Here is a 23,329-nt window from a genome sequence, read left to right as displayed (position 1 = left end):
ACCCTCCCCGCCAGCGGGGAGAGCGCAAAGATCGCCTGCCTGGCTGCCTTATTTCACCAGCGGCCGGATGTGGGTGAAGCCGCCGTCGACCGGCAGGATGTGGCCGGTGGTGCGGCTGGCTGCGTCCGACAGCAGCCAGGCCATCGCCGCGGCGATTTGATCTGCGGTCTGCACACCGCCCAGCGGGTATTGCTTGCCTGCGCCTTCGCGCATCGCGGGCACCTTGAGCATGCCGGCGGTCAGCGGCGTCTCGGTCATGCCCGGGGCGACGGCGTTGATGCGCAGGCCCTGCGCGGCATAGGTGGCTGCGGCGCTGCGCACCAGACCCTCGACCCCGGCCTTGGCCGCGGCGATCGCCTCGTGGTTGGCCACGCCGATCTGCGCGACCACCGAGCTCACCAGCACCGCAGCCCCCGGCGCCTGCGCCGCGCGGCGCGACGCGATCCAGGCGCCGAGCATGGCGACCGCGCTGTCCAGGTTGACACGCAGCACCTCGCGCCATTGCGCCGCAGACGTGCGGTGCAGCGGCGCGATCAGCGTGTTGCCGACGCAATGCGCCAGGTGTGTCGGCGCGCCGAGTTGTGCGGCGCAGGCGGCGACCGCGGCGGCTGCGCCTTCGGGCGTGGTGGTGTCTGCGCCGATGCGCGCGTGCGCCGGCACGTCGGCGAGCTGCGCGGCGTCGCGGCCGACCGCCGCGATCTGCCAACCCTGCGCGTGCAGTCGCGCGCACAGCGCCCGGCCGATGCCGCCGCGCGCGCCGGTGACCAAGACGATGGGGGGAGAGGCGTCAGTCATGGAACAGTGCTCCTTGTCGGTTGGGGATGGGAGATGCGGCCTGCGCTGCGTGTTTTTGCACCCAGGCCCAGTACGCGGAAAACGACCGGCAGCGCTGCGGCGGCTCGGGCCAGGGCGCCGGCGGCTCGGCCAGCCCCAGACCGTCCCACGCCGCGCCCAGATGCGGGCTGCGCCAGCCCTGCACCGTGCGCGCTGCGCGCAACGCGAGTAGCAGTTGCGCCTGTGGTGCGAACCAGCGCAGCTCGGCGAGCACCTGCATGCGCGCGACGACGAACTGCCAGCGCCGCGCCGACCACGGCCAGCGCGCGTGCCAGTCGGCGTCGAGCACGGCAACGGGCAGCAAACCGGCCGGCGCCTCGCCCAGCGCCCAGGGATGGACCAGCCAGACATCGCGCCCGGCGACCGCGCGCGCATCCGGCGCGGCAAATCCCGCCTCTAGCGGTGCGGTGTGCAGCGGCGGCTCGGCCACGCCCTCCTGCGGCGCGCCCGGCTCGGCGCCCGCATCGCGCGGCGTTGCCGCCAGGCGCGCGAGCGCCGGGTAGTCGGCATCGATCACCGTGCCCGGGCTGTGCCACGCGGGCGGGGCGAACCGGGCGACGTTGTCGGCGTTGAACACATACGGCTTGCTGCTCGCGGTTCCCGCCACCCATTGCCACGACAGATGGTTGCTGGCGAGGTCGCCGTCGAGCAAATGCGCGACCATCCAGTCCGCGCCCGCGCGCCAGTGCGCCTTGCGCAGGTGCACGGTGTAGGACGCCAGCCACATGCGCGCGTGGTTGTGCACATAGCCGGTGGCGTAGAGCGTGCGCACCGCCTGGTCGATCGCCGGCACGCCAGTGCGGGCCTCGCGCAAATCCGCGGGCAGCGTGCGCGCGTACGCCGCATCGGGCAGCGGGCCGGGGTGGTGCGATTGCACGATGGCCGCGACGTCGCAGCGCCAGGTGTGCTGGAAATACGCGCGCCAGCCCAGTTCCTGCAGCAGCTTGTGCTCCAGCCCCAGACCGTGGCGGCGCTGCAGCTCGCCGACCACCTGATGAAGCTGCAACAACCCGTGGGTGAGATAGGGAGACAGCCGCGTGACCGCGCCGTGCAGATGGTTGCGGGTTCGCGCGTACGCCTGCGGCCGCACCGCAGCCAGCCGCGCGAGTGCCGCATCCAGGGTCGGCGCGAAGTCTTCTGCCGCGTCCGGGCTCACGCTGCCTCCCGGATCGCCTGCGCCTGCGACTGGATGCGCGCGCGCTCGTCCGCGCCCAGGCGGGCGAGGTTTTTGACCTGCATTCCCATGCGCGGGTTGGCGGCGAGCAGCGCCTCGTGGCGCAGCAGAAAGTCCCAGTACAGCACGGTGTACGGACAGGCGCGCTCGCCCGTGCGCTGCGCGGGGTCGAAGCGGCAGCCGCGGCACAAACTGCCCGCGCTCATGCGCGCGATGTACTTGCCGCTGGCGATGTACGGCTTGCTCGCCATCAGCCCGCCGTCGGCGAACTGGCTCATGCCGATGACGTTCGGCAGCTCGACCCACTCGACCGCATCGACATACACCGCGAGAAACCAGTCGCTGATGCTGCGCGGCTCGACCCCGAGCAAAAGCGCGTACAGGCCGATGACCATCAGCCGCTGGATGTGGTGCGCGTAGCCGGTGCGCAGCGTTTGCGTGAGCGCATCGCGCAGGCAGGCCATGGCGGTCTCGCCGCTCCAGAACCAGGCAGGCAGCGGCGCGTGCGCGCCGAGCGCGTTGGCCTGCGCATACCCGGGCATGCGGGTCCAGTAGATGCCGCGCACGTACTCGCGCCAGCCGAGGATCTGGCGGATGAAGCCCTCGGCGCTGGCGATCGGCACGACGCCTGCGCGCCACGCGGCCTCTGCGGCAGCGACCACTTCGCGCGCGGTGAGCAGCTTGAGGTTGAGCGCCGCCGACAGTTGCGAATGCCACAGCCACGCCTGCCCGGGCCAGAGCGCGTCCTGCCAGCGGCCGAACTGCGGCAGGCGCTCGCGCACGAAACGGTCGAGCGCGGCGCGCGCCTGCGCGCGCGTGACCGGCCAGGCAAAGTCGTCGAGGCTGCCGGGATGGCTGGCAAAGCGCTGCCGCACCAGCGCCAGCACCTCGCGGGTGAGGGCGTCGGGCGCAAACCGCGCGGGCGCAGGCACCGCGCCGGGGCCGTCCTTGCCAAACGCCTCGCGGTTGTCGGCGTCGAAGTTCCACTGCCCGCCTGCGGGCTGGTCGCCGTCCATCAGCACGCCGTGCTGCTGGCGCATCGCGCGGTAGAAATACTCCATGCGCAGCTGCTTGCGGCTGCGGGCGTGCGCGGCAAAGTCGCGCACCGTGGCGTAGAAGTGGCGATCGTCGCGCAACTCGAGCAGCAGGCCCAGCGCCTTGGCCTCGGCCTGCAGCGCGTGCAATACACGCCAGTCGCCCGGTGCGGTCAGCACCAGCCGCGCCGGGCGCAGCGCCTGCACCGCGCGGCGCAGCTCGGTGGCGAGGCGTCCCGTATTGGCCGGGTCGTCGAGGCGGGTGTAGTGCAGCGCCCAGCCGCGCGCGGTGAGCTCGGCGGCGAAGTGCCGCATCGCGGCGAGAAACAGTGCGATGCGCGGCTGGCTCGACCACACATGGGTGGACTCCTCGGCCACTTCGGCCATCCACACCGCATCCTGAGCGGGGTCGAAGCCGTCGAACGCGCTTGCGTGCAGGTCGAGCTGGTCGCCCAGCACCAGCACCAGGTGGCGCAGCGGTTGCGGTGCCGGGCGTGGCGGGGCGTTCATGCGTGGTCTGCGGTTGCGGCGCGCTGCGCCCGGGCGATGCGTCGGCAGGCTTCGCTGCAGTAGCGCACCTGCTCCCAGTTCTTCGCCCAGGCGCGGCGCCAGCTCATCGGCCGGCCGCAGACCGCGCAGGGCTTGCTCGGCAGGTGGGACTTGTTGCCCTTGTGCCCGGCGCGCGGCGCGCTCATTCGAACAACTCCCGCTGGGCAGGCGCAGTCTGCGCGGCGCTGCGCCCCCGGCGCCGCCGGTCGGTAGGCGGCAGGCCGCTCTTGCGCGAACCGTGCCGCTGCTGCACCGCCTGCGCCTCCTCGCGTGCGGCCGGGGTCTGGCGGATGGCATACAGCCGATCCTTGGCCTGCTTGAGCGCGGCGCGCTCCTCGACGATGGGCGGCGGGTAGTCGGGCGTGCCCCACTCCGGCACCCAGCGGCGGATGAACACGCCCTGCGGGTCGTGGTCGGCCTGCTGCTTGGCAGGCGAATACATGCGCAGGGTGTTGATGCCGGTCGTGCCCGACTGCATCTGCATCTGGCTCCAGTGGATGCCGGGCTCGAAATCGAGGAACTGCCGCGCCAGGTGCAGCCCGGGTTCGCGCCAGTGCAGCCACAGGTGGTACGCGGCAAAGCTCACCAGCATCGCGCGCATGCGAAAGTTGATCCAGCCGGTGGCGTTGAGACACCGCATGCAGGCATCGACCATGGGGTAGCCGGTGCGGCCTTCGCGCCAGGCGTCGAAGCGCGCGCGGTCGAACGCGGCTTCGCGCAGGCCGTCGTAGACGCGGGCGAAGTTGTGGAACTCGATGTCGGGCTGGTCTTCGAGCTTTTGCATGAAGTGGCAGTGCCAGCGCAGCCGCCCGGCAAAGCCGCGCAGGTGGTAGGCAAAGCTGCGCGACTGCGGATCGGCAGCGCGCAGCAGCTGCGCGATGCGCGCCTCGGTGGCCTGGTGCACCTGCCGCATCGACATCGTGCCGAAGGCCAGATGCGCGCTCAGCCGCGAGCAGCCGGTCTCGGCGGTGAGCGGGCTCGAGAGATCGCGGCGGTAATGCGCGCCGCGCTGCGACAAAAAGCTCTCGAGCACCGCCGCTGCCGCTTGCTCACTGGCAGCAGGCGTGGGCCGTGCAGGCGGCAGGCCGAGCTCAGGCAAAGACGGGAAATCCCCGGCTGGCGGCAGCGCCGCGACGGTGCAAAACAGCGCAGGGGGAGCGATGCACGGCGCATCCATGCGCGCCTGCCAGCGCGCCGCCCAGCCGCGGCGGTCGCGCAAGCCGCGCACCACGCCGTTTTGCGGCCACTCCTGCCAGGTCACCCCGTGCGCGCGGCACCACTGCGCCACGCGCCGGTCGCGCGCATCGCTCCATCCTGGGCCGGTTTCCTCGTGGCTGAACAGGTGGGTGAAGCGCAGCGCGCGGTGCAGGTCGGCGAGCACTTGCGGCATGTCGTCGCGGCGCACCAGCAGCGGCAGTCCGCGCGCGGCAAGCGCGCCGCGCAGCGCCGCGACCGCGTCGGCGGCGAACCGCACATGCTGCGGGTCGCACTCGGGGCTGGCGATCCACTCGGGCTCGACCACATAGAGCGCCAGCGCCGCATCACACCGCGCGGCAGCAGCCAGCGGGGCGTGATCGCTCAGCCGCAGATCGCGCTTGAACCAGACCAGAGCCAGAGTCGACATGCATCGATGATGCCATGCGCCTTGTGCAAGGCGCTGCGCGTGGCCGGTTTCCCCGACGGCGCCTGCGGGCATGTCAGACGACCGCCGCAAGCACCCCGCGCACGCTGTTGACCACGGCGATGTCCTGGGCGCACCGCAGATCGTCGGGCCACAGCACGCGTTCGCGCACAGCACCGCGGTCGATCAGCCATTGCCGCGCCACGCCGGGCAGCAGACCGCTCGCCAGCGGCGGCGTCCACCAGGCACCGTCCAGCCGCAGCAGCAGCGAGCTGCGCCCGCCTTCGCACAGCTCGCCACGGGTGTTGCAGAACAGCTGGTCGAACGCGCCCTGCGCCTCGGCCATGCGCCACGCGGCGTCGTAGCGGGCGCGATGGGTGGTCTTGTGCCGCAGGAACAGGTCGGCGGCATCGAGCGCATCGCTGGCCAGCAGCAGGCGCACCGGCAGCGGTGGTGCACTCGGCATGGCCTGCACGTCGAGTTCGAAGTCGCCGGACTTGCGCAGGACCAACCGCGTGCGCCACGGCGCGGGTGCCAGCGCGGCACAGGCTTGGCTCCAGGCATCGTCTGCGGCAGGCGGCAGCGGCGCGGCGTGGGGCAGGCCAGCGTGCGCCTGCGCGATTGCACTGCGGATCGCCGGCAGGTCGCAGGCAAATCCGAAAAATGCCGCCGAGTGCGCAAGCCGTGCCAGGTGGCGTTCGATGCGCTCGGCCTGTTGCGGCCACAGCGCGGCGAAGGTCTCGATCAGGCCGAAGCCAGGATCAAACGCGGTGACGAAGCGCAGCTTGTCCCAGCATTCCTGCCATTCGGCAGCGGGGTTGGAGTCGATCACCACGCCGCTGCCCACGCCCAGGCGCAGCGCGCGGGTTCCCGCAGCCTCTCCTGCGGTCTCCACGGCATCGCTGAGCTCCAGGGTGCGGATCGGCACGCTGAACACGGCCAGCGCCCCCCGCTGCGCAGTCCGTGGATCGATGAAGCCCAGCGCGCCGGTATACAGCCCGCGCGGCACGGCTTCGAGCTGGCGGATGATGTCCATGCTCATGCGCTTGGGCGCGCCAGTGACCGAACCGCACGGAAACAGCGCGGCAAACACCTCGGCCCACGCACGCGGTGCGCGGGATTCGTCCACCGTGGCCTGCACGCTGGAGGTCATCTGCCACACCGTTGGATACGGCTCGACGGTGAAGCGCTCGGGCACCTGCACCGTGCCCGGCACGGCCAGCCGCCCCAGATCGTTGCGCAGCAGGTCGAGAATCATCAGGTTCTCGGCGCGGTTTTTCGGGTCGGCGGCCAGTTGCCGCGCGGCCTGCGCATCGGCCTGCGGGTCGGGCTGGCGCAAAGCCGTGCCCTTCATCGGCCGCGCGCGCAGCTGGCCGCCATCGCGGGCGAAAAACAGCTCGGGCGAAAAGCTCAGCACCCAGCGCCCGGCAAGCCGCGCCAGGCAGGAATGGCGCGTGGGCTGCGCCTTGCGCAGCGCGGCATAAAGCGCCAGCGGATGGCCGAAGGCCAGCCCCTGCAGCGGCCAGGTGAAGTTGATCTGATAGCTGTCGCCCGCCTGCAGGTGCGCGGCGATGCGCGCAAGCGCCCGCTCGTACTGCGCTTGCGACACGCCCGCGCGCAGCCCGGCCACGCCGCAGGGCTGCTCTGCCAGCGGCGCGGGCAAGGCGGCGCGCTGCGCCTGCAGCCATTGCGACACCTGCTCGGCACTCAGCAATGAGGCTTGCGAAAAGGTCAGCAGCTCGACCAGCGGCGCGCCGCCTTCTGCGGGCGGGTGCACCGGCAGTCCCGCCAGCGCCTGCGCCGCCTCATAGGCCACGAACACCGCAACCTGCTGGCCCTGCGCCACCGCGCAATCGAGTTCGGCAAACACCGGCAGCACCTGCTGCTGCGCGTGCGCGCAGCGGTGCGAAAGCGGGCCAAGCAGCAGACGGCTGGTGGGCTGCTCCGCGCTGGCCTGCGCGTCGTCGAACAACACAAAGGATTCGGTCGGGGCGAGGGCTGTCATTTTGGGGAAAACCCCTGTGCCGCGCAGCCGACAAACGCGACGTTTTGTCGCAGCGGGCGCGGCGGGGCGTTTTTTAGAGTGCGGGGCTGCGGTTTTTTGTCACACCATGTTTCAACTCACCTCTCCATTCTCCATGCAAACCTCTTTCCCCGATCTTCCCTGCGGACGGCTGTCGCGCACCGCGCTGTCGCTCGCCCTCGGCGCCGCGCTGGCGACGCTGGCCTGCACGCAGGCTCGTGCCGCCGACACCACAACCCTCGCCCCGGTCGTCGTCACCGGCTCCAGCGAGAGCCCATCGAGCTGGGCGCAGTGGCAAGGCACGCTCGGTCTGGCCGCGCGCCGCGCCGCAACCAACGACACCGCCAGCCTGCTGCTCGGCCTGCCCGGGCTGTCGGTCAACGCCGCAGGGCGCGTGTCGGGGCTGCCGCAGTACAACGGGCTGTCCGACGACCAGCTCGCGATCCAGCTCGACGGCATGGGGCTGATCGCCTCCTGCCCGAACCACATGAATCCGGTGCTGTCGTACGCCTCGCCGTCGCAGGTGCAAAGCGTTGCGGTCTATCCAGCCGGGATGGCGCCGGTGTCGGTCGGGGCAGACGCCATCGGCGGCGCGATCCAGGTGCAGACCCGCGCGCCGCAGTTCGCCGCCCCGGGCCAGGCGAGCATCGCCGGGGGCGAGGTCAGCGCCGGCTACGCGAGCAACGGCGACGCGCGCAATTTGGGCCTTTCGGCGCATTACGCCACCCCGTCGTTCGCCATCCGTTACGACGGCGCGCTGGTCAAGGCCGACGACTATTCCGCCGGCGGCGATTTCAAGACCTTCACCGCCACCGGCCGGCCCGGGGTGACGCTGGGCCGCGACGTGGTCGGATCGACCGCGTACGACGTGCGCAACCACACCCTGGGCCTGGCGTGGAAAGGGGGCGACCAGCTGCTCGAACTCGGCCTGGGCTACCAGGACGTGCCGTACCAGCTCTACCCCAACCAGCGCATGGACATGCTGGGCAACACCGAAAAGCGCGTGAACCTGCATTGGTTGAAGACTTTCGGCTGGGGCAGCCTCGATGCCCGCCTCTACCATGAAACCGTCGATCACTTCATGGATTTCGGGCCGGACAAGCGTTTCTGGTACGGCAGCCAGACCATGCAAGGCAGCGTCGGCGGCTATCCGTGCAGCCCGATCTCGCCCACCTGCGCCTCCGGCATGCCGATGTACACGGCGAGCCGCACCACCGGCGCCAAGCTCCAGGCCAGCATCGACGTCTCGCCGCAAGACGTGCTGCGCGTCGGGCTGGACGTGCAGCGCTACCACCTCGACGACTACTGGACGCCGTCGGGCGGCATGATGTGGCCAAACACCTTTCTCAACGTGAACGACGGCCAGCGCAACCGCGCCGGGGTCTGGGGGGAATGGCAAAAGCAGCTGACCCCGGCATGGCAGACGCTTGCCGGTCTGCGCGTGGAGCGGGTCAGCACCGACGCCGGCCCGGTGCACGGCTACGCCAATACCAACGGCATGGGCACGATGATGAACTACCAAAAGCGCGACGCCGACGCATTCAACGCCCTGGGCCGCAAGCGCACCGACACCAACATCGACGCCGCGCTGCAGTCGCGCTGGACGCTCTCTCCCACGCAGGACATCGCGCTTGGCCTGTCGCACAACGAACGCTCGCCCAACCTCTACCAGCGCTACCCGTGGAGCACCTGGGCGATGGCGGCGATCATGAACAACTTCGTCGGCGACGGCAACGGCTATATCGGCAACCCCAACCTCAAGCCGGAAAAGGCCACGACGCTGTCGGCCGATTTCGACTGGCACACCGCCGACAAATCCTGGCAATTCAGCGCCCAGCCGTTCTACACCCAGGTGGCCGACTACATCGACGCGGTGCAGTGGAACCCGATGACCAACGCGCCGGCGGCCGTGCTGGCCAAAAACCAGTTCGTCATCCTCAAGTACGTCAACCAGACCGCGCGGCTGTACGGGCTGAACCTCTCGGGCAAGATGCCGCTGGGGGATAGTGCGATCGGCAAGCTGGGGCTGCACGCGCTGGTCAACTACACCCGCGGCGAAAACCGCACCACCGGCGACAACCTCTACGGCATCATGCCGCTCAACGCGCGCATCACGCTCACGCAAAGCGCAGGCGGCTGGAACAACGCGGTCGAGTGGGTGCTGGTCAAGGCCAAGACCCAGGTCAACGCCATGCGCAACGAAATTCCCACCGGCGGCTACGGCCTGCTCAACCTGCGCGCCAGCTACGGCTGGAAGCAGGCGCGCCTGGACTTCGGCGTGGAAAACGTGCTGAACAAGCTCTACTTCCTGCCCACCGGTGGCGCCTATGTCAGCCAGGGCACGACCATGTCGATCAACGGCCTGCCCTGGGGCATCGCCGTGCCCGGCCCCGGCCGCAGCGTCTACCTGCGCGGCACCGTCGCGTTCTGACGGTGGCGCGAGGCTGCCTCGCGGCCGCCACAGCACCACCCCACCCCAACCCTCCCCGCCAGCGGGGAGGGAGCAAACCCGGCAAGCACGCCGCGATCGCTCCTGCCCCAGCCGCTTGGGGAAGGCTGGGAAGGGGCGGGGGATGCAATAGCATTGGCGTTTTTGTTCGCCCCTCGAACAAACGATAGACGCCATGCACTCCACCACGCGCAGACAGTTTCTTTCCACCCTGGCCGGGAGCCTGTTGCTGGGCGCAGTGCCCGCTCGTGCGCGCGAGCTTCCGGTGGTCAAGCTCGCCTTCATCGATCCGCTGACCGGTCCGTTTGCCGCGGTCGGGCAGAACCAGTTGCAGAGCTGGCAGTTCGTTGCCGAGCGGGTCAACCGCGGCAACACCGCCGGAGTGAAATTCGAGATCGTGCCGTTCGACAACAAGGGCGCGGTGCAGGATACGCTCACCGCGTTTCAGGCAGCGGTCGATCAGGGCATCCGCTACGTGCTGCAGGGTGACGGTTCGGGCGCGGCGCTGGCGCTGTCCAAGGCGGTGAGCCGGCACAACGCGCGCCATCCGGGCAAGGAGGTGGTCTATCTCAACTACGCCGCGGTCGACCCGGCGCTGACCGGCAGCGACTGCAGCTTCTGGCATTTCGCACTGCAGCCCAGCGTGCCGATGACCCTGCAGGCGATGACCGACGACATCCGCAACCGCCCGGACATCCAGCGCGTCTACCTGATCGAGCAGGATTACTCCTTCGGCCACCAGGTGGCCAAGTACGCGCGCGAGATGCTCGCGCGCAAGCGCCCGGACATCCAGATCGTCGGAGAAGACTTTGTCGCGCTCGGCCAGGTCAAGGACTTCTCGCCCTACATCGCCAAGGTGCAGGCGGCCAAGGCCGATTGCGTCATCACCGCCAACTGGGGGCCGGATCTCACCCTGCTGATCAAGGCGGCGCAGCAGGGCGGCCTCAAGGCCGATCTGTACACCTTCTACGCCAGCAGCCTGGGCGCGCCGAGCGAAATCGGCCCGCACGACGCTGGCAGGGTGAAGCTGGTCTATTACAGCGAGCCCAATTTGCCGGGCATCCTGCAAAGCCTGCAAAAAGGGTTTCGCGACAAGTACAAGCAGGATTTTTCAGTGCCCGTCACCTACACCGGGCTGCTGCTGCTGACCGCGGCGATGACCAAGGCGCACAGCATCGAGCCGATCAAGGTCGCCAGCGCGATGGAGGGGCTGACCTTCCACACCTTCAACGGCGAAGTGACGATGCGCGCCGCCGACCATCAACTGCTGCAGCCGATCTATGTGAGCACCTGGCAGCCGGTGTCCGCGGCCAGCCCATACAACGTCGAAAACACCGGCTACACCTTCGCGCTGGACCACACCTATCCGCCATCGCAGACCACTCTGCCCGCGCAGTGCACCATGCAGCGCCCGCTGACCACCGAAATCTATCCGGTCAAGCCGCCCAAGATTCACGCCAGCGCGGTGGGCGGCGCACAGTGAGCGCCCCGCCCGGCGCATGAGTTGGCGCGTGCGCGCATGGAAGCCCTGCTGCTGTCCCTGCTCAACGGTCTGAGCTACAGCCTGCTGCTGTTCCTGCTGGCCAGCGGGCTGACGCTGATCTTTTCGCTGCAGGGCGTGCTCAACTTCGCGCACGGCAGTTTTTACATGCTCGGCGCGTACCTCGCCTGGCAGTCCGGCCAGTGGCTCGGGTTCTGGGGCGGGCTGCTGGCAGCACCCATCGGGGTTGCTGCAGTTGCCACGCTGTTCGAACTGGGCGTGCTGCGGCGCCTGCGGCCACAGGGCCATCTGCCAGAGCTGCTCGCCACCTTCGCGTTCGGCGTGGTGCTGGTCGAGGCTGCGCGGCTGGTGTGGGGCAGCGCATCGGTGCCGTATGGCATTCCCGCCGTGCTGCAGGGCAGCCTGTTCCGTCTGGGCGGGCTGGACTTTGCGGTGTATCGCGGCTTTGTCATGGCGGTGGCGCTGGCGGCGCTCGGCGCGGCGTGGTTGCTGCTGTGGCGCACCCGCGTCGGCCTGGTGGTGCAGGCGGCGCTGACCAATGCGCAGATGGTCGCCGCGCTCGGGCATGACGTCGCCGCGGTGCAAACGCTGGTGTTCGCCGTCGGCGGGGCGCTGGCCGGGCTGGCCGGCGCCGTGGGTGGGCCGCTGCTGATCACCGAGCCGGGAATGGCCGCGCAAATGGGCGCGCTGCTGTTTGCGGTGATCATCATCGGCGGGCTGGGGTCGCTGCGCGGCGCGCTGCTCGGCGCGCTGCTGGTCGGCGAGGTGCAGACGCTCGCGGTGGCGGTCGATGGCTCGCTGGCCGACGCGCTGCAGCGCCTGGGCTGGAGTGCACCTGCGAACTGGCCGGCGCAAGATGGCATCGTGCCCAGTCTGCTGCATCTCGATCTGTCGCGCGCCGCGCCGCTGCTGCCGTATGTGCTGCTGGTCATGGTGCTGGCGCTCAAGCCGCACGGCCTGACGCGCGCTCTCGGCCGGGACGAGGCGCTGTGAGCCGCGCAGGGCTGCTGCAACGCGTACGCGGGCCGCTGGCATGGCCTGCGCTGCTCGCGCTGCCGCTGGCGCTGCCGCTCGGCCCGGCGGGGTTCGGGCTGCTGGCCCAGATCGCCACCGCCTGGCTGCTGTTGCTGGCCATCGGTCTGCTGCACACCCGGCTGGGGTTGTTGATCTTCGGCCAGGCGCTGTTTTTCGGGCTGGCGGCATACGCCGCGGCGCATGCGATGAACACCATCGCAGCGCATGGCTGGCCTTTGCCGTTCGTCCTGGTTCCGCTCTACGGCGGAGTGTTCGCCGCGGCGGTGGCGCTGCTCGCTGGGCCGCTTTGCGTGCGGCGCGGGGGGCTGAGCTTTGCCATGACCACCTTGGGGCTCGGCGTGCTGGTGGCGCTGCTCGCGCCGATGCTGCAGGGGTTTTTCGGCGGCGAGGGCGGCGTGGCGACCGACCGCACCGCGGGCCCGGTGTGGCTGGGCATCGACCTGCTGTCGCAGCGTCAGGTGTATGGGGTGAGCGCCGCCTACGTGCTGCTCGGCGCGGCGCTGCTGCGCGAATTCGACGCGACGCGTCTGGCGCTGCTCGCACGCGCGGTGCGCGACAACCCGCTGCGTGCGGCAGCCAGCGGCATCGCGCCACGCGCGGTACGGTTGCGGCTGCTGCTGTTCGGCGCGTTTCTCGCGGGAATTTCCGGCGCGCTGCAAACGTTGCGCATCGAGCAGGCCAGCGCCGGCTCTCTGGGGCTGCAGCTATCGAGCATGGCGCTGCTGTTCAGCCTGGCCGCAGGCAGCGGCACGGTCTGGGGCGCGCTGCTTGGCGCGGGGATGATGGTCGGCAGCGAGGTGCTGCTGGCTGCGGTCTCGCGTGCCTGGATGCTCTACGTCGGCTTGGGGTTTCTCGCGATCGTGATCTGGGCGCCGCAGGGGCTGAGCGCGGTGCTGCGCGATCTGGCGCGGCAGTTGCGCGCAGCACGGAGTCCCGATCTGCTTTGGGGGCTGGCCGCACTGCTGGTGTGCGCAGCGCTCGCCGCAATCGGACTGAGCAGTCTGGTCGAACTGGTTTACGCGGTGCGCCAGCAGTTGCAAATCGGCGGCAAGGTGCGGCTGTACGGCCTGCAGCTGCCGCCGCACCGCGCCGATGTCTGGGTGGGCGCCGCATTGCTGGCGGCCACCGGCCTGGCGCTCGCCGTGCCGGTGGCGCGGGCGTTTGCCCGGCAGCTGCGCGCCAGCGCTTTGTTGCGATGAACGCTGCGCAATCGTCCCCGTTGCTCGAGCTGCGCGGCGTGCGCTGCGTGCTCGGCGGCCAGCCGGTTCTCGCCGACGTGAACCTGCAGGTGCGGCGCGGCGAACGCGTTGCGGTCATCGGCCCGAATGGCGCGGGAAAGACCACGTTGTTTCAGGCGATCTGCGGGTTACGACCGTTGCGCGCAGGCAGCGTGTGGCTGGACGGGCGCCGCATCGACCGCCTCGGCCCGGCGCAGATCGCCCGCGCCGGGGTGGGCCGCAGCTTCCAGACGCCGCAGGTGTTCGCGCAGCTGAGCGTGGCCGACAACCTGCGCTGCGCGCTGCTGGCGCGCAGCCGCGGCAACTGGCTGAAGCGGCTCGCCGCGGACACCGCGATCGAGCAGGACGCCGCGGGTTGGTTGCGCGCGTTGCGCCTATCTGACGTGGCCGACCTGCAGGCGCGGCAGATCGACGCTGCCCGCCTGCGCGCGCTGGAACTCGGCCTGGCGCTCGCCGGTCAGGCGCCGCTGCTGCTGCTCGATGAACCAACTGCGGGCATGAGCCGGGAGCAGGCCGGGCAGATGGTCGAACTGACTCGGCAGGTCTGCGCCGGCCGCACCCTGCTGCTGATCGAGCACGACCTCGATACGGTGTTTCGCCTTGCCACCCGCGTGGTCGTGCTGCACCAAGGCCGGGTGCTCGCCGACGGCACGCCGCAAGACGTGCGCGCCGATCCGCAGGTGCAGGCGGTCTATCTGGGGATGTGGACATGAACGCTGCGCACCGCCGCTGCGAGGAATCGATCGACTCCCTCGGGGATGAGGCTGGACCAGCGAACACGCCTGCGCGTGTTCGCGCGCCAGCCGAATCCGAGCGGCTTGCAAGCCGCGAGGTGGGGGCGCGCATCGCGCGGAGGGTCGTCCAGTGACCGCGCCGCTGCTGGAGGTGCGCGATCTGCGCGCCGGATACGGCGCGGTGCAGGTGCTGCGCGGGGTCGATCTGCAGTTGCGCGCTGGCGAGCTGGTGCTGCTGCTCGGGCGCAACGGCAGCGGGCGCAGCACCTTGCTCAAAGCGTTGATCGGGCTGATCCCCGCGAGCGGCAGCGTGCGCATGGCTGACCGCGATCTGCTCGCCTTGCCCGCGCACCGCCGCGCCCGGCTCGGGCTGGGTTATGTCCCGGAGCAGCGCGCCGTGTTCGCGCACCTGACGGTGCGGCAGAACCTGCGGCTGGGCGCCAAGCCCGCAGCAAACGGCGCTGCCGCACTCTGGGACGAGGTGCGCGTGTTCGCGCTGTTTCCAGCGCTGGCCGCGCGCGCGCGCGCGCCAGCGCAGGCGTTGTCGGGCGGGGAGCAGCAAATGCTCGCGCTAGCGCGCGCGTTGATCGGCAACCCGCAGGTGTTGCTGCTCGATGAACCGACCGAAGGGCTGGCGCCGCAGCGGGTGCAGGACACCGCAGCGCTGCTCGACCGCCTGCGCGCCAGCGGCGTGGGCGTGTTGCTGGTCGAGCAAAAGCCGTGGGCGCAGACGCTGGCTGACCGCGTGGTGGTTCTGGGCGACGGGCGGGTGCAGTTCAGCGGGGCGCTGGCTGCGCTGCCCGCCGGGGTTTCAACGGCGTGGCTTTGATGCCCTTGCCGCTGCGGCGCGCAGACGCCGGGCGGTCATCGGATCGACCTGCAGGGGGCGGCACAGATCGATGCGGTCGCCGTCGCGCAGCACCTGGTGCGGCGGCACGCGGCGTCCGTCCAAACCCCAGCGCACATCGAGCACAGCCAGTTCGGGGTGCGCCGCGTGCAGGCCGCTGGCCTGCACCGCCTGCTCCGCCGTGGCCCCGGCGGGCAGACGCAAGGTGCGCAACTCCGGCTCGCCGGTCTCGGGTGCGTAGAACACGGCCACCGAGATCTGTCTCTCAGCGTGGCCCATAGACCTGCTTGGCGCGTTGCACGAAGGCATCGACAAAGCTGCTGGCGATGTGGTTGAACACCGGGCCGATGACCTTTTCCACCAGGAAATTGGAGAACTTGTAGTCCAGCAGAAATTCCACCTTGCAGGCCTTGCCATCGGCCAGCGGATTGAATACCCAGCGCCCGTGCAGCGCCGAAAACGGGCCGTCCACCAGCCGCATGCGCACTTCCTGTCCCGGCACGTTGGTGTTCTGGGTGGTGAAGCTCTGGCGGATGCCCTTGAAGTCGATGGTCACGCTGGCGCGCACCGTGTCGCCCTCCTGGGCCTCGACCGAAGCCCCGCCGCACCAGGGCAGAAACTGGGGATAGGCGGGAACATCGGTGACCAGGTCGTACATTTCCTGCGGGCTGTACCAGATGAGGACGGATTTGTGAACCTGGGGCATGGACGAGGGACGCGGGTCAAGGCTTCTTAGAATCCAGAGATTGTATTGAGGGCCCAAGACCCCACATTCCGCGCATGAGCATCGTCGAAAACCGCAAGGCCCGTTTCAACTACTTCCTCGAAGACCGTTTCGAGGCTGGCATCGTCCTCGAAGGCTGGGAGGTCAAGTCGGTGCGCGCCGGGCAGGTGCAGCTCACCGATGGCTATGTGGTCATCCGCGACGGCGAGCTGTATCTCATCGGCATGAATGTGGTGGCGCTCAACAGTGCGTCCACCCACGTGCGCCCCGACGCCGCTCGCACCCGCAAGCTGCTGATGCACAAGGACGAAATCCGCAAGCTCATCGGCAAGGTGGAGCAGCGCGGCTACACCCTGGTGCCGATCAATCTGCATTTCAAGGGCGGGCGGGTCAAGCTCGACCTGGCGCTGGGCAAGGGCAAGAAAGACCACGACAAGCGCGACACCGAAGCCAAGCGCGACTGGCAGCGGGAAAAGGCGCGGATCATGAAAACGCGGTAATCGCCGCACGTTTTGAGTGCCGCGCAGTGCGGCGGCGCACCAAAACAGTGACTTCGCGTTCGATACGCCCTGCACCACCCCAACAGGTACTTGCCAAGCGGCGTGATTTGTGACTTGTTTCACACCGCGCTGCGATTGAGCCACCACCTTGCGCTGGTCTGGAAATTGCGAAATCCCCCTTACAAACTTGATCGGGGCTTTCATGCACAACATGCTTTCACACCCAGACCGCATCTCGCACAAACGGCCATCCCGCCGCGCCATTCTGGCCGGGCTCACCAGCCTGTTCCCAGTTGGCGCGCTGGCGCAGTCCGCGCCAGCAACGCTGTCGGTGCCGCATGTCGTCAATGTCTCCACGCTGAATTCCGGTGATACCGCGTGGATGCTCGCTTCCACCGCGCTGGTACTGATGATGACCATCCCCGGTCTGGCGCTGTTCTACGCCGGTATGGTGCGCAAGAAAAACATCCTCGGCATCACCATGCAGGTTTTCGCGACCACGGTGCTGGTCACCCTGCTGTGGTTCATCGCCGGGTACAGTCTGGCGTTCATGCCGGGCAGCCCGTATATCGGCGGCCTGTCGCGGCTGTTTCTCGACGGGGTGTTTTTCAGCAAGAACAACGGCACCGTGTCGGTCAGTGAACTGGCGTCCACCATCCCCGAGTCGGTGTACGTGATGTTCCAGATGACCTTCGCCATCATCACCCCGGCGTTGATCGTCGGGGCGTTTGCCGAGCGCATGAAGTTCTCGGCCATGCTGGTGTTCATGGGCCTGTGGTCGCTGCTGGTCTATGCGCCGGTGGCGCACTCGGTGTGGGAGCCATCGGGCTGGCTGGCCTCGATGGGCATGCTCGACTTTGCTGGCGGCACCGTGGTGCATGTGAATGCGGGCGCTGCGGGCCTGGCCTGCGCCATCGTGCTGGGAAAACGCCAGCGCTGGGGGCAGGAGCCGTTCCTTCCCGCCAACCTCACCTACACCATGATCGGCGCGGCGCTGCTGTGGGTGGGCTGGTTCGGCTTCAATGCTGGCTCGGCCTGCGCAGCGGATGGGCGTGCGGGCATGGCCATGCTCGCCACCCAACTGGGCACTGCCGCAGCCGCCTTCAGCTGGATGCTGACCGAATGGACGCTGCGCGGCCGTCCCACTCTGCTGGGCATTTGCTCGGGTGCTGTGGCCGGTCTGGTGGCCATCACCCCGGCGTCTGGTTTTGTCGACCCGATGGGCGCGGTGGTGGTCGGCCTGATCGCCGGTGTGATGTGCTACTGGGGCGCCACCGGGCTCAAGCGTCTGCTCGGCGCGGACGACGCGCTCGACGTATTCGGCATTCACGGCGTCGGTGGCTTTGCCGGCGCGGTGCTGACCGGTTTCTTCGCCGTGCCGTCGTACAGCGGTCAAACCGCTTCGGTGCTTGTGCAGGCGCTTGGGGCCAGCGCCACGCTGGTTTACAGCTTCGTCGCCAGCTTCATTTTGCTCAAGCTGATCGATGCCGTCATGGGCCTGCGGGTGGATGCCGAGGCGGAAGAGGCCGGGCTGGATCTGAGCCAGCATGGCGAGCGCATCGAGTAAGGAGCATGCGATATGGGAAGTTCTGAAGCCATTGCACTTGCGGCCCATCTGCATGTGCTGCTGCGCCGCAAGATCGGGCGGGTGACGGACACGGAGTGGATGGCGCAGAACGCAGACTACGCGAAGGAAGTGCTGCGCGTTGCGCGTGCCGAGAACGACGCGGACCTGAACCAATGGGCCGACCGCTTCGAAGCTGTGATGTTTCCTGATGGACTCGACAAAGACACAGCGGGAGGCGGCAAGGATAAAGGCGCTGCGGTCAAACCCGCTGCTCCGGCGTCTTACCTCGGGCGGCTGCGCTGAGGGGCGCGGCGCCCATGCCCCCATGCTTGCTCAGGCCGCGCCGATGCCCGGCACCAGGCTGCCTGCGGCTGCGGCGGCGCCCTGCGCTGCAGTGAAATCAAGCATGCGCTGCACCGGCAGCCGGGCGCGCTCGGCCAGCGCGGGATCGAGTTCGATGGTGTTGTGACCGGTCTCCAGCACCCGCGCCAGACCGGAAAGCGAATTCATCGCCATCCATGGGCAATGCGCGCAGCTCTTGCAGGTGGCGGCATGGCCTGCGGTGGGCGCGGGGATGAAGGTCTTGCCGGGGTTCTGCTGCTGCAGGGCGTGGAACATGCCGGTGTCGGTGGCGACGATGAACTCCGGCGCATCGAGCGAGTGCGCGGCCTTGAGGATCTGCGAGGTCGAGCCCACCACATCGGCCAGCGCGATCACCGCCGCGGGGCTTTCCGGGTGCACGAGAACCTTGGCCTGCGGATGCTCGGCCTTGAGCGTCGCGAGCTCGAACGCCTTGAACTCGTCGTGCACGATGCACGACCCCTGCCACAGCAGCATGTCCGCACCGGTCTGCTGCTGGATGTAGTTGCCCAGATGCCGGTCGGGCGCCCAGAGGATTTTTTCGCCCCGAGCGTGCAGGTGCGCGACGATGTCGAGCGCGCAGCTCGAGGTCACCACCCAGTCGGCGCGCGCCTTGACCGCCGCACTGGTGTTGGCATAGACCACGACGGTGCGGTCCGGGTGCGCGTCGCAGAAGGCGGCAAACGCTGGCGCCGGACAGCCCAGGTCGAGCGAGCAGTTGGCGTCGAGGTCGGGCATGAGCACGCGCTTGTCCATCGACAGCATCTTGGCGGTTTCACCCATGAACCGCACGCCAGCGACGACCAGCGTGCGCGCCGGGTGGCGCGAGCCGCAGCGCGCCATTTCCAGTGAGTCGGCCACCAGGCCGCCAGTGGCCTGCGCCAGGTCCTGCAGATCGGGATGGGTGTAGTAGTGCGCGACCAGCACGGCGTCGTGTGCGCGCAGCAGTGCGGTGCAGCGCTCCATCAGTTCGACGCGCTGCGCGGGGCTGGGCTCCTCGGGGACGCGCGCCCAGGCCTGCGCGGTGCCGGTGACGGGGCTGTCGAATGCAACGGGAAAGGTGGCGGACATGCGAACTTCCTTATCGAATCACTGCGCAAGACATCAGAACGCGGCAAAGCGCATCGACAGATCGACCGCCTGCACGTCCTTGGTCAGCTTGCCCACGGAGATGCGGTCGACCCCGGTTTCTGCAATGGCGCGCACCGTGTGCAGATCCACCCCGCCCGACACCTCCAGCACCGCTCGCTGCCCGGTGAGTTGCACTGCCTCGCGGAGTTGATCCAGCGACATATTGTCGAGCAGCACCATGCGGGCACCCGCGCGCAGGGCTTCGTCCAGCTGTTCCAGCGTTTCCACCTCGATCTGGATGAACTGCGCCTGCGCGGCCACATTCTGCGCACGCTGCAGCGCCTGCGCCACTCCGCCTGCGGCTGCGATGTGGTTCTCCTTGATCAGCACCGCGTCGAACAGGCCGATGCGGTGGTTCATGCCGCCGCCCACGCGCACCGCATATTTCTGCGCCAGGCGCAGCCCGGGCAGTGTCTTGCGGGTATCGACAATCTGCGCCCGTGTGCCGCGCACGGCTTCGACATATTGCGCCGTGCGCGTGGCCACCGCGCTGAGCAGTTGCAGGAAATTGAGCAAGGTCCGCTCGGCGCTGAGCAGCGCGCGTGCATTGCCTTTCAGCTCCAAAAACACGGCATCTGCCTCCAAAACGGCGCCTTCTGTCGCCAACCATTCCAGATGCGCCGATGGGTCGAGCGCCCGCACGCAGGCGTTGGCCCACGGCGTGCCGCACAGCCGCGCGGCCTCGCGACTGCGCACCGTGGCGCGCGCAACGGCCAGCGGGTCGATGAGCGACGCGGTGAGATCGCCTGCGCCCAGATCTTCCTCCAAAGCCCGGCGCACATCGCGTGCGGCCAGAGTCTGCACATCCATCATGGTGATTGCGCCTTTCGTCAGTTCAGGCTGAAAAACGCTGCAGTGTAGGCGGATCGGCAAGCCGTTCAGATCGACGCGGGTGTGCCGGGCTGTCGCGGATAGGGCACAGATCGTCACTGCAACTGCGACAGATTGCCGCAGTTTTGTGCGCTGCAAAAATCGATATTCCGCAATGAAGATCGGGAATTATTAGGGTTACCACTAGTTCTCACAGTGAATTCCCTATATTGACAAGGCTATATCAGTGTTCGCTAATATTGCGCCAGATCAATGAAAGACCGCCATGGAAACCACCTTAGCCAGCCCGCCAACGACCTCCACCATTCCGCTCGCCACCTTGCGCAAGACCCTGCCGCGCGACAGGCAGCCGGAAGCCCATCGCATGGCGCACACCGAGGTGGTCAATGCCTGGCGCGGCGCCTCGGATTGCCGCAACTGCGGTGTGCGCCGCATTGCACTGTTCGGCGCGCTGCGCATGGAAGACTTTGACACCTTCCATCAAGTGATTGACGACATGCAGTTTGCCGCGGGGCAGCAGTTGTTCAGCGAAGGACAGCGCGGCGACTGGCTCTACACCATCAAGACCGGCTATGTGAAACTGGAGCGCGTGCTGCCGGACGGCACCCGCCGCATCACCCGCGTGGCGCGCCGCGGCGATCTGATCGGGCTGGAATGCTTCATCCACGAGCCCTACATGCACCATGCCTCGGCCATCGGCGCCGTGCGGGTGTGCCGCATTCCGGTGGAAGTCATCCGCAAGATGGAGGAACAGGTGCCCAACCTGCGGCAGGAGTTTCTGGAGCGCTGGCACCGCGCCCTGCGCGACACCGATGAGTGGGCGCTGCTGCTCGGCTCGGGCGCCATCCCCGCGCGCATGGCACGTCTGCTGCTCAAGCTGGCTGACCCGGAACTCAACGACACCATCACCCTGCCCAAGCGCAGCGACCTCGGCGCCATGCTCGGCGTGGCGCTGGAAACCGCCAGCCGCGTGATTGCGCAGTTCGAGCGGGACAAGCTGCTGGAGCATGTGGGACCGCGCTTGTTCCGCATCAATCGCCCGGCCTTGGGCCTGGTGGCGCAGCCTGAGCGCATGGGCTGAACGGTCGCACGAGATTTCCCGATCCGACGCGCAGTCGTCAGAACGCCGCCAACCACTGACAAGACTGCCGTCCCGTTTCCTTGCAGCTTGGGCACATCCGGAATCGCATTCCGCGATGTGCCTTGTTTTTTGGCGCCGCCTCCTCGCTCCATCGCTTGCCCGGTGTGAAAGCCGCAGACCGACAGGGCAACCGGAACGCTACCGCGTTGCCGCGTGCGGACGCTGCAGCCAATCGACGATGGGCTGCCATTGCTCCAGATCCCTGGCGGCCTGACTGGGCGGCAGATCCCACAGCGTGAGGCCGTGGGCGGCCATTTGCGGATACAGCGTGGTCTGGCGCAGATTGGCCAGCATGGGCAGCCCGCTCTGCGCGACGAACGCCTGCAACTGCTCGGCGGCATGGGTGCGCGGATCGATGCGCACGCCCACCAGGCCCACCTCGAAGCGATGCTTCTCGCGGGCATCGCGCAGCTTTTCCAGAAACTCCTGCGTGGCGTAGATGTCGAAAATCGAGGCGGACAACGGCACCAGCACCTTGTCGGCCTGCTTCATCACATCGTTGAGGCGCCAGCCATGCAGCCCGGCGGAGGTATCGATGACCGCATGCGTCGTTCCCCTGGGCGGCTTGGCAATGTAGTCGAAGCTCATCTCCCAGGTGTCGATGCGCGGCAGCGCGGCATCGCGCAGCGACAGCCAGAGGCGGGCCGATTCCTGCCGGTCGGAATCGCCGAGCATGACCTGGTGGCCCTGGCTGGCGAAAAACCCGGCAACCTGCGTGGAGAGGGTGGATTTGCCCACCCCGCCCTTGGGGTTGGCGACAACAATGACCGGCATGGCGCAGCCTTTCAGTTCTGGAAACTTTCAAACGATACTCCACAAATTACCAGAACCGCCGCGCGAACTCCACGCCCTATCCGCAGGCGCTATGCGATGCGACAAGCCTGCTCGAAACTCAGCCGTGGACTGCGCGGGAACAGCGCCTTCGGGTCACCGTAGCCGAGATTGCAGAGGAAATTCACCCTGGTCTCGGTGCCAGCGAAAAACGCGGCATTCACCGCATCCGCATCGAACCCGCTCATCGGCCCGCAATCCAGGCCCAGCGCGCGGGCCGCGAGAATGAAATAGCCGCCCTGCAGGCTGGAATTGCGCAGGGCCGATGTGGCGATGAAATCGGGCTTGCCCGCGAACCAGTTGCGCGCATCGGGGTTGTGCGGAAAGAGTTGCGGCAGGTGCTCGTAAAACGCCATGTCCATGCCGATGAGTGCGGTCACCGGCGCCTGCAGCGTCTTGGCGCGATTGCCCTCGCTCATGCACGGCGCGAGTCTGGCCTTGGCCGCTGGCGACTGGACGAACACGATGCGCGCCGGCGAACAGTTTGCCGAGGTCGGCCCCCACTTCATCAGGTCGTAGAGCTGGTGCAATACGGCCTCGGGCACGGGCTTGTCCAGCCAGGCGTTGTGGGTGCGGGCATCGATGAACAGTTGGTGCTGGGCGCGGGCGTCGATCGTGGGCATGGCGTTTTCCTTGAAGTTGCAATGGCCCAATGCTCGCTCAAAACACCGTTGTAAGCAGATGCAAGCGGCCGTGCGTCTGCCTTCAGCGACAATAGACCCACCATGTTCAATCCCAGCAAAGACGAGGTCCGGCAGTTCTTTCTTTCCGCCTGGCAGCGGCATCGCAGCGGCGGCGTGCTCACCCCGCTGGAACTGATCGCCGCCGACTGGATGGAGCAGCACCCCGAATACCACGCCGAACTCTCCGACCCGCAAAGCGCCAGCCGCGACTACAGCGTCGAGCAGGGCCGCACCAACCCGTTTCTGCACCTGTCGATGCATCTGTCGATCGCAGAGCAGGTGTCGATCGACCAGCCGCCGGGCATCCGGCAGGCGTTCGAATTGCTGCGCAGCAAGCTGGGCGAACACGACGCACACCACATCATCATGGACTGTCTGGGCGACATGCTGTGGACCGCGCAGCGCAGCGGTCTGCCGCCCGACGGGGCGGCTTACCTGGACTGCGTGCGGCGCCACGCGACCGCGCGCTGAGCGGCAAAGCCAGAGAAACCCGCCGGGCCACCCCAAGGGTTTCTCGCTCCC

The 23,329-nt window shown here is 68.4% G+C and carries 23 protein-coding genes; 11 read left to right on the top strand and 12 right to left on the bottom strand.

The window, feature by feature from the left end; genetic code table 11:
• Positions 1-48: 48 nt before the first annotated feature.
• The 6 genes from AC1ZQA_RS05425 to AC1ZQA_RS05400 form a co-directional block, all read right to left on the bottom strand.
• Positions 49-795, bottom strand: a complete 747-nt coding sequence (locus tag AC1ZQA_RS05425; protein ID WP_482678800.1) for an SDR family NAD(P)-dependent oxidoreductase — start codon at positions 793-795, stop codon at positions 49-51.
• Complete coding sequence (locus AC1ZQA_RS05420) at positions 788-1,990, bottom strand: FAD-binding domain-containing protein (RefSeq protein ID WP_482678799.1); 1,203 nt, start codon at positions 1,988-1,990, stop codon at positions 788-790. The genes AC1ZQA_RS05425 and AC1ZQA_RS05420 overlap by 8 nt, the downstream gene beginning before the upstream one ends.
• A complete protein-coding gene (locus tag AC1ZQA_RS05415; protein ID WP_482678798.1) occupies positions 1,987-3,552 on the bottom strand; it encodes a cryptochrome/photolyase family protein in 1,566 nt (521 codons plus the stop codon). Before AC1ZQA_RS05415 ends, AC1ZQA_RS05420 begins: the two co-directional genes overlap by 4 nt.
• Complete coding sequence (locus AC1ZQA_RS05410) at positions 3,549-3,737, bottom strand: DUF2256 domain-containing protein (protein ID WP_482678797.1); 189 nt, start codon at positions 3,735-3,737, stop codon at positions 3,549-3,551. Before AC1ZQA_RS05410 ends, AC1ZQA_RS05415 begins: the two co-directional genes overlap by 4 nt.
• On the bottom strand, positions 3,734-5,215 hold the full coding sequence (locus tag AC1ZQA_RS05405) for a cryptochrome/deoxyribodipyrimidine photo-lyase family protein (protein WP_482678796.1): 1,482 nt from the start codon (positions 5,213-5,215) through the stop codon (positions 3,734-3,736). The genes AC1ZQA_RS05410 and AC1ZQA_RS05405 overlap by 4 nt, the downstream gene beginning before the upstream one ends.
• Positions 5,216-5,288: 73 nt before the next feature.
• Complete coding sequence (locus AC1ZQA_RS05400) at positions 5,289-7,217, bottom strand: chorismate-binding protein (protein WP_482678795.1); 1,929 nt, start codon at positions 7,215-7,217, stop codon at positions 5,289-5,291.
• Between the two features lie 133 nt (positions 7,218-7,350).
• On the opposite strand from AC1ZQA_RS05400, the gene AC1ZQA_RS05395 reads away from it, so the two are divergent.
• The 6 genes from AC1ZQA_RS05395 (at position 7,351) to AC1ZQA_RS05370 (ending at position 15,021) form a co-directional block, all read left to right on the top strand.
• Positions 7,351-9,666 (top strand): TonB-dependent receptor plug domain-containing protein, encoded by a 2,316-nt coding sequence (locus tag AC1ZQA_RS05395; protein ID WP_482678794.1) that lies wholly within the window; start codon positions 7,351-7,353, stop codon positions 9,664-9,666.
• 193 nt (positions 9,667-9,859) lie between these two features.
• Positions 9,860-11,167, top strand: a complete 1,308-nt coding sequence (locus AC1ZQA_RS05390; protein ID WP_482678793.1) for a branched-chain amino acid ABC transporter substrate-binding protein — start codon at positions 9,860-9,862, stop codon at positions 11,165-11,167.
• A 36-nt stretch (positions 11,168-11,203) separates the two neighbouring features.
• Positions 11,204-12,178: a branched-chain amino acid ABC transporter permease gene (locus AC1ZQA_RS05385; protein WP_482678792.1), complete on the top strand. Its 975-nt coding sequence runs from the start codon at positions 11,204-11,206 to the stop codon at positions 12,176-12,178.
• Positions 12,175-13,419, top strand: coding sequence for a branched-chain amino acid ABC transporter permease (locus AC1ZQA_RS05380; RefSeq protein ID WP_482678791.1), 1,245 nt, complete (start codon positions 12,175-12,177; stop codon positions 13,417-13,419). The genes AC1ZQA_RS05385 and AC1ZQA_RS05380 overlap by 4 nt, the downstream gene beginning before the upstream one ends.
• Positions 13,416-14,171, top strand: coding sequence for an ABC transporter ATP-binding protein (locus AC1ZQA_RS05375; protein WP_482678790.1), 756 nt, complete (start codon positions 13,416-13,418; stop codon positions 14,169-14,171). The genes AC1ZQA_RS05380 and AC1ZQA_RS05375 overlap by 4 nt, the downstream gene beginning before the upstream one ends.
• Before the next feature lie 151 nt (positions 14,172-14,322).
• Entirely contained in the window at positions 14,323-15,021 is a 699-nt protein-coding gene (locus tag AC1ZQA_RS05370; RefSeq protein WP_482678789.1) for an ABC transporter ATP-binding protein, read from the top strand.
• Here AC1ZQA_RS05370 and AC1ZQA_RS05365 read toward each other — a convergent pair.
• Positions 15,004-15,318 (bottom strand): RnfH family protein, encoded by a 315-nt coding sequence (locus AC1ZQA_RS05365; RefSeq protein ID WP_482678788.1) that lies wholly within the window; start codon positions 15,316-15,318, stop codon positions 15,004-15,006. The two genes, AC1ZQA_RS05370 and AC1ZQA_RS05365, sit on opposite strands and share 18 nt — an antisense overlap.
• Positions 15,305-15,745 (bottom strand): type II toxin-antitoxin system RatA family toxin, encoded by a 441-nt coding sequence (locus tag AC1ZQA_RS05360; RefSeq protein ID WP_482678787.1) that lies wholly within the window; start codon positions 15,743-15,745, stop codon positions 15,305-15,307. Before AC1ZQA_RS05360 ends, AC1ZQA_RS05365 begins: the two co-directional genes overlap by 14 nt.
• Before the next feature lie 74 nt (positions 15,746-15,819).
• Between AC1ZQA_RS05360 and smpB the strand changes: the two genes are divergently transcribed.
• From smpB to AC1ZQA_RS05345, 3 genes are all read left to right on the top strand, one after another.
• The gene (gene smpB, locus AC1ZQA_RS05355) at positions 15,820-16,263 is read left to right on the top strand and encodes an SsrA-binding protein SmpB (RefSeq protein WP_482678786.1); all 444 of its coding nucleotides are present in this window, start codon (positions 15,820-15,822) and stop codon (positions 16,261-16,263) included.
• Between the two features lie 202 nt (positions 16,264-16,465).
• A complete protein-coding gene (locus AC1ZQA_RS05350) occupies positions 16,466-17,830 on the top strand; it encodes an ammonium transporter (protein WP_482678785.1) in 1,365 nt (454 codons plus the stop codon).
• Positions 17,831-17,842: 12 nt separating this feature from the next.
• On the top strand, positions 17,843-18,133 hold the full coding sequence (locus tag AC1ZQA_RS05345; protein ID WP_482678784.1) for a hypothetical protein: 291 nt from the start codon (positions 17,843-17,845) through the stop codon (positions 18,131-18,133).
• A 30-nt stretch (positions 18,134-18,163) separates the two neighbouring features.
• Here AC1ZQA_RS05345 and nadA read toward each other — a convergent pair whose 3' ends face one another.
• Positions 18,164-19,261 (bottom strand): quinolinate synthase NadA, encoded by a 1,098-nt coding sequence (gene nadA, locus AC1ZQA_RS05340; protein WP_482678783.1) that lies wholly within the window; start codon positions 19,259-19,261, stop codon positions 18,164-18,166.
• A 33-nt stretch (positions 19,262-19,294) separates the two neighbouring features.
• The gene (gene nadC, locus AC1ZQA_RS05335; RefSeq protein WP_482678782.1) at positions 19,295-20,134 is read right to left on the bottom strand and encodes a carboxylating nicotinate-nucleotide diphosphorylase; all 840 of its coding nucleotides are present in this window, start codon (positions 20,132-20,134) and stop codon (positions 19,295-19,297) included.
• A gap of 283 nt (positions 20,135-20,417) precedes the next feature.
• Between nadC and AC1ZQA_RS05330 the strand changes: the two genes are divergently transcribed.
• Positions 20,418-21,233, top strand: coding sequence for a Crp/Fnr family transcriptional regulator (locus tag AC1ZQA_RS05330; protein ID WP_482678781.1), 816 nt, complete (start codon positions 20,418-20,420; stop codon positions 21,231-21,233).
• Positions 21,234-21,431: 198 nt separating this feature from the next.
• Here the strand turns inward: AC1ZQA_RS05330 and AC1ZQA_RS05325 are convergent, their stop codons facing one another.
• Together AC1ZQA_RS05325 and AC1ZQA_RS05320 are read right to left on the bottom strand one after the other, a co-directional pair.
• On the bottom strand, positions 21,432-22,067 hold the full coding sequence (locus tag AC1ZQA_RS05325; RefSeq protein WP_482678780.1) for a nucleotide-binding protein: 636 nt from the start codon (positions 22,065-22,067) through the stop codon (positions 21,432-21,434).
• Between the two features lie 89 nt (positions 22,068-22,156).
• On the bottom strand, positions 22,157-22,747 hold the full coding sequence (locus AC1ZQA_RS05320; RefSeq protein WP_482678779.1) for a malonic semialdehyde reductase: 591 nt from the start codon (positions 22,745-22,747) through the stop codon (positions 22,157-22,159).
• A gap of 102 nt (positions 22,748-22,849) precedes the next feature.
• Between AC1ZQA_RS05320 and AC1ZQA_RS05315 the strand changes: the two genes are divergently transcribed.
• Positions 22,850-23,278, top strand: a complete 429-nt coding sequence (locus AC1ZQA_RS05315; RefSeq protein ID WP_482678778.1) for a DUF1841 family protein — start codon at positions 22,850-22,852, stop codon at positions 23,276-23,278.
• Positions 23,279-23,329 lie beyond the last annotated feature (51 nt).

Source organism: Thiomonas sp. DCM-2, assembly GCF_056820905.1.
This window is presented reverse-complemented; position numbering and strand designations above follow the sequence as displayed.

What these genes read in the sequence shown, in the direction of transcription:
- AC1ZQA_RS05360 (WP_482678787.1), bottom strand. Translation starts at nt 15,745, where the DNA reads ATGCCCCAGGTTCACAAATCCGTCCTCATCTGGTACAGCCCGCAGGAA.
- AC1ZQA_RS05320 (WP_482678779.1), bottom strand. Translation starts at nt 22,747, where the DNA reads ATGCCCACGATCGACGCCCGCGCCCAGCACCAACTGTTCATCGATGCC.
- AC1ZQA_RS05395 (WP_482678794.1), top strand. Translation starts at nt 7,351, where the DNA reads ATGCAAACCTCTTTCCCCGATCTTCCCTGCGGACGGCTGTCGCGCACC.
- nadC (WP_482678782.1), bottom strand. Translation starts at nt 20,134, where the DNA reads ATGATGGATGTGCAGACTCTGGCCGCACGCGATGTGCGCCGGGCTTTG.
- AC1ZQA_RS05315 (WP_482678778.1), top strand. Translation starts at nt 22,850, where the DNA reads ATGTTCAATCCCAGCAAAGACGAGGTCCGGCAGTTCTTTCTTTCCGCC.
- AC1ZQA_RS05390 (WP_482678793.1), top strand. Translation starts at nt 9,860, where the DNA reads ATGCACTCCACCACGCGCAGACAGTTTCTTTCCACCCTGGCCGGGAGC.
- AC1ZQA_RS05410 (WP_482678797.1), bottom strand. Translation starts at nt 3,737, where the DNA reads ATGAGCGCGCCGCGCGCCGGGCACAAGGGCAACAAGTCCCACCTGCCG.
- smpB (WP_482678786.1), top strand. Translation starts at nt 15,820, where the DNA reads ATGAGCATCGTCGAAAACCGCAAGGCCCGTTTCAACTACTTCCTCGAA.
- AC1ZQA_RS05325 (WP_482678780.1), bottom strand. Translation starts at nt 22,067, where the DNA reads ATGCCGGTCATTGTTGTCGCCAACCCCAAGGGCGGGGTGGGCAAATCC.
- AC1ZQA_RS05385 (WP_482678792.1), top strand. Translation starts at nt 11,204, where the DNA reads ATGGAAGCCCTGCTGCTGTCCCTGCTCAACGGTCTGAGCTACAGCCTG.
- AC1ZQA_RS05350 (WP_482678785.1), top strand. Translation starts at nt 16,466, where the DNA reads ATGCACAACATGCTTTCACACCCAGACCGCATCTCGCACAAACGGCCA.
- AC1ZQA_RS05375 (WP_482678790.1), top strand. Translation starts at nt 13,416, where the DNA reads ATGAACGCTGCGCAATCGTCCCCGTTGCTCGAGCTGCGCGGCGTGCGC.
- AC1ZQA_RS05400 (WP_482678795.1), bottom strand. Translation starts at nt 7,217, where the DNA reads ATGACAGCCCTCGCCCCGACCGAATCCTTTGTGTTGTTCGACGACGCG.
- AC1ZQA_RS05365 (WP_482678788.1), bottom strand. Translation starts at nt 15,318, where the DNA reads ATGGGCCACGCTGAGAGACAGATCTCGGTGGCCGTGTTCTACGCACCC.
- AC1ZQA_RS05415 (WP_482678798.1), bottom strand. Translation starts at nt 3,552, where the DNA reads ATGAACGCCCCGCCACGCCCGGCACCGCAACCGCTGCGCCACCTGGTG.
- AC1ZQA_RS05405 (WP_482678796.1), bottom strand. Translation starts at nt 5,215, where the DNA reads ATGTCGACTCTGGCTCTGGTCTGGTTCAAGCGCGATCTGCGGCTGAGC.
- AC1ZQA_RS05345 (WP_482678784.1), top strand. Translation starts at nt 17,843, where the DNA reads ATGGGAAGTTCTGAAGCCATTGCACTTGCGGCCCATCTGCATGTGCTG.
- AC1ZQA_RS05425 (WP_482678800.1), bottom strand. Translation starts at nt 795, where the DNA reads ATGACTGACGCCTCTCCCCCCATCGTCTTGGTCACCGGCGCGCGCGGC.
- nadA (WP_482678783.1), bottom strand. Translation starts at nt 19,261, where the DNA reads ATGTCCGCCACCTTTCCCGTTGCATTCGACAGCCCCGTCACCGGCACC.
- AC1ZQA_RS05330 (WP_482678781.1), top strand. Translation starts at nt 20,418, where the DNA reads ATGGAAACCACCTTAGCCAGCCCGCCAACGACCTCCACCATTCCGCTC.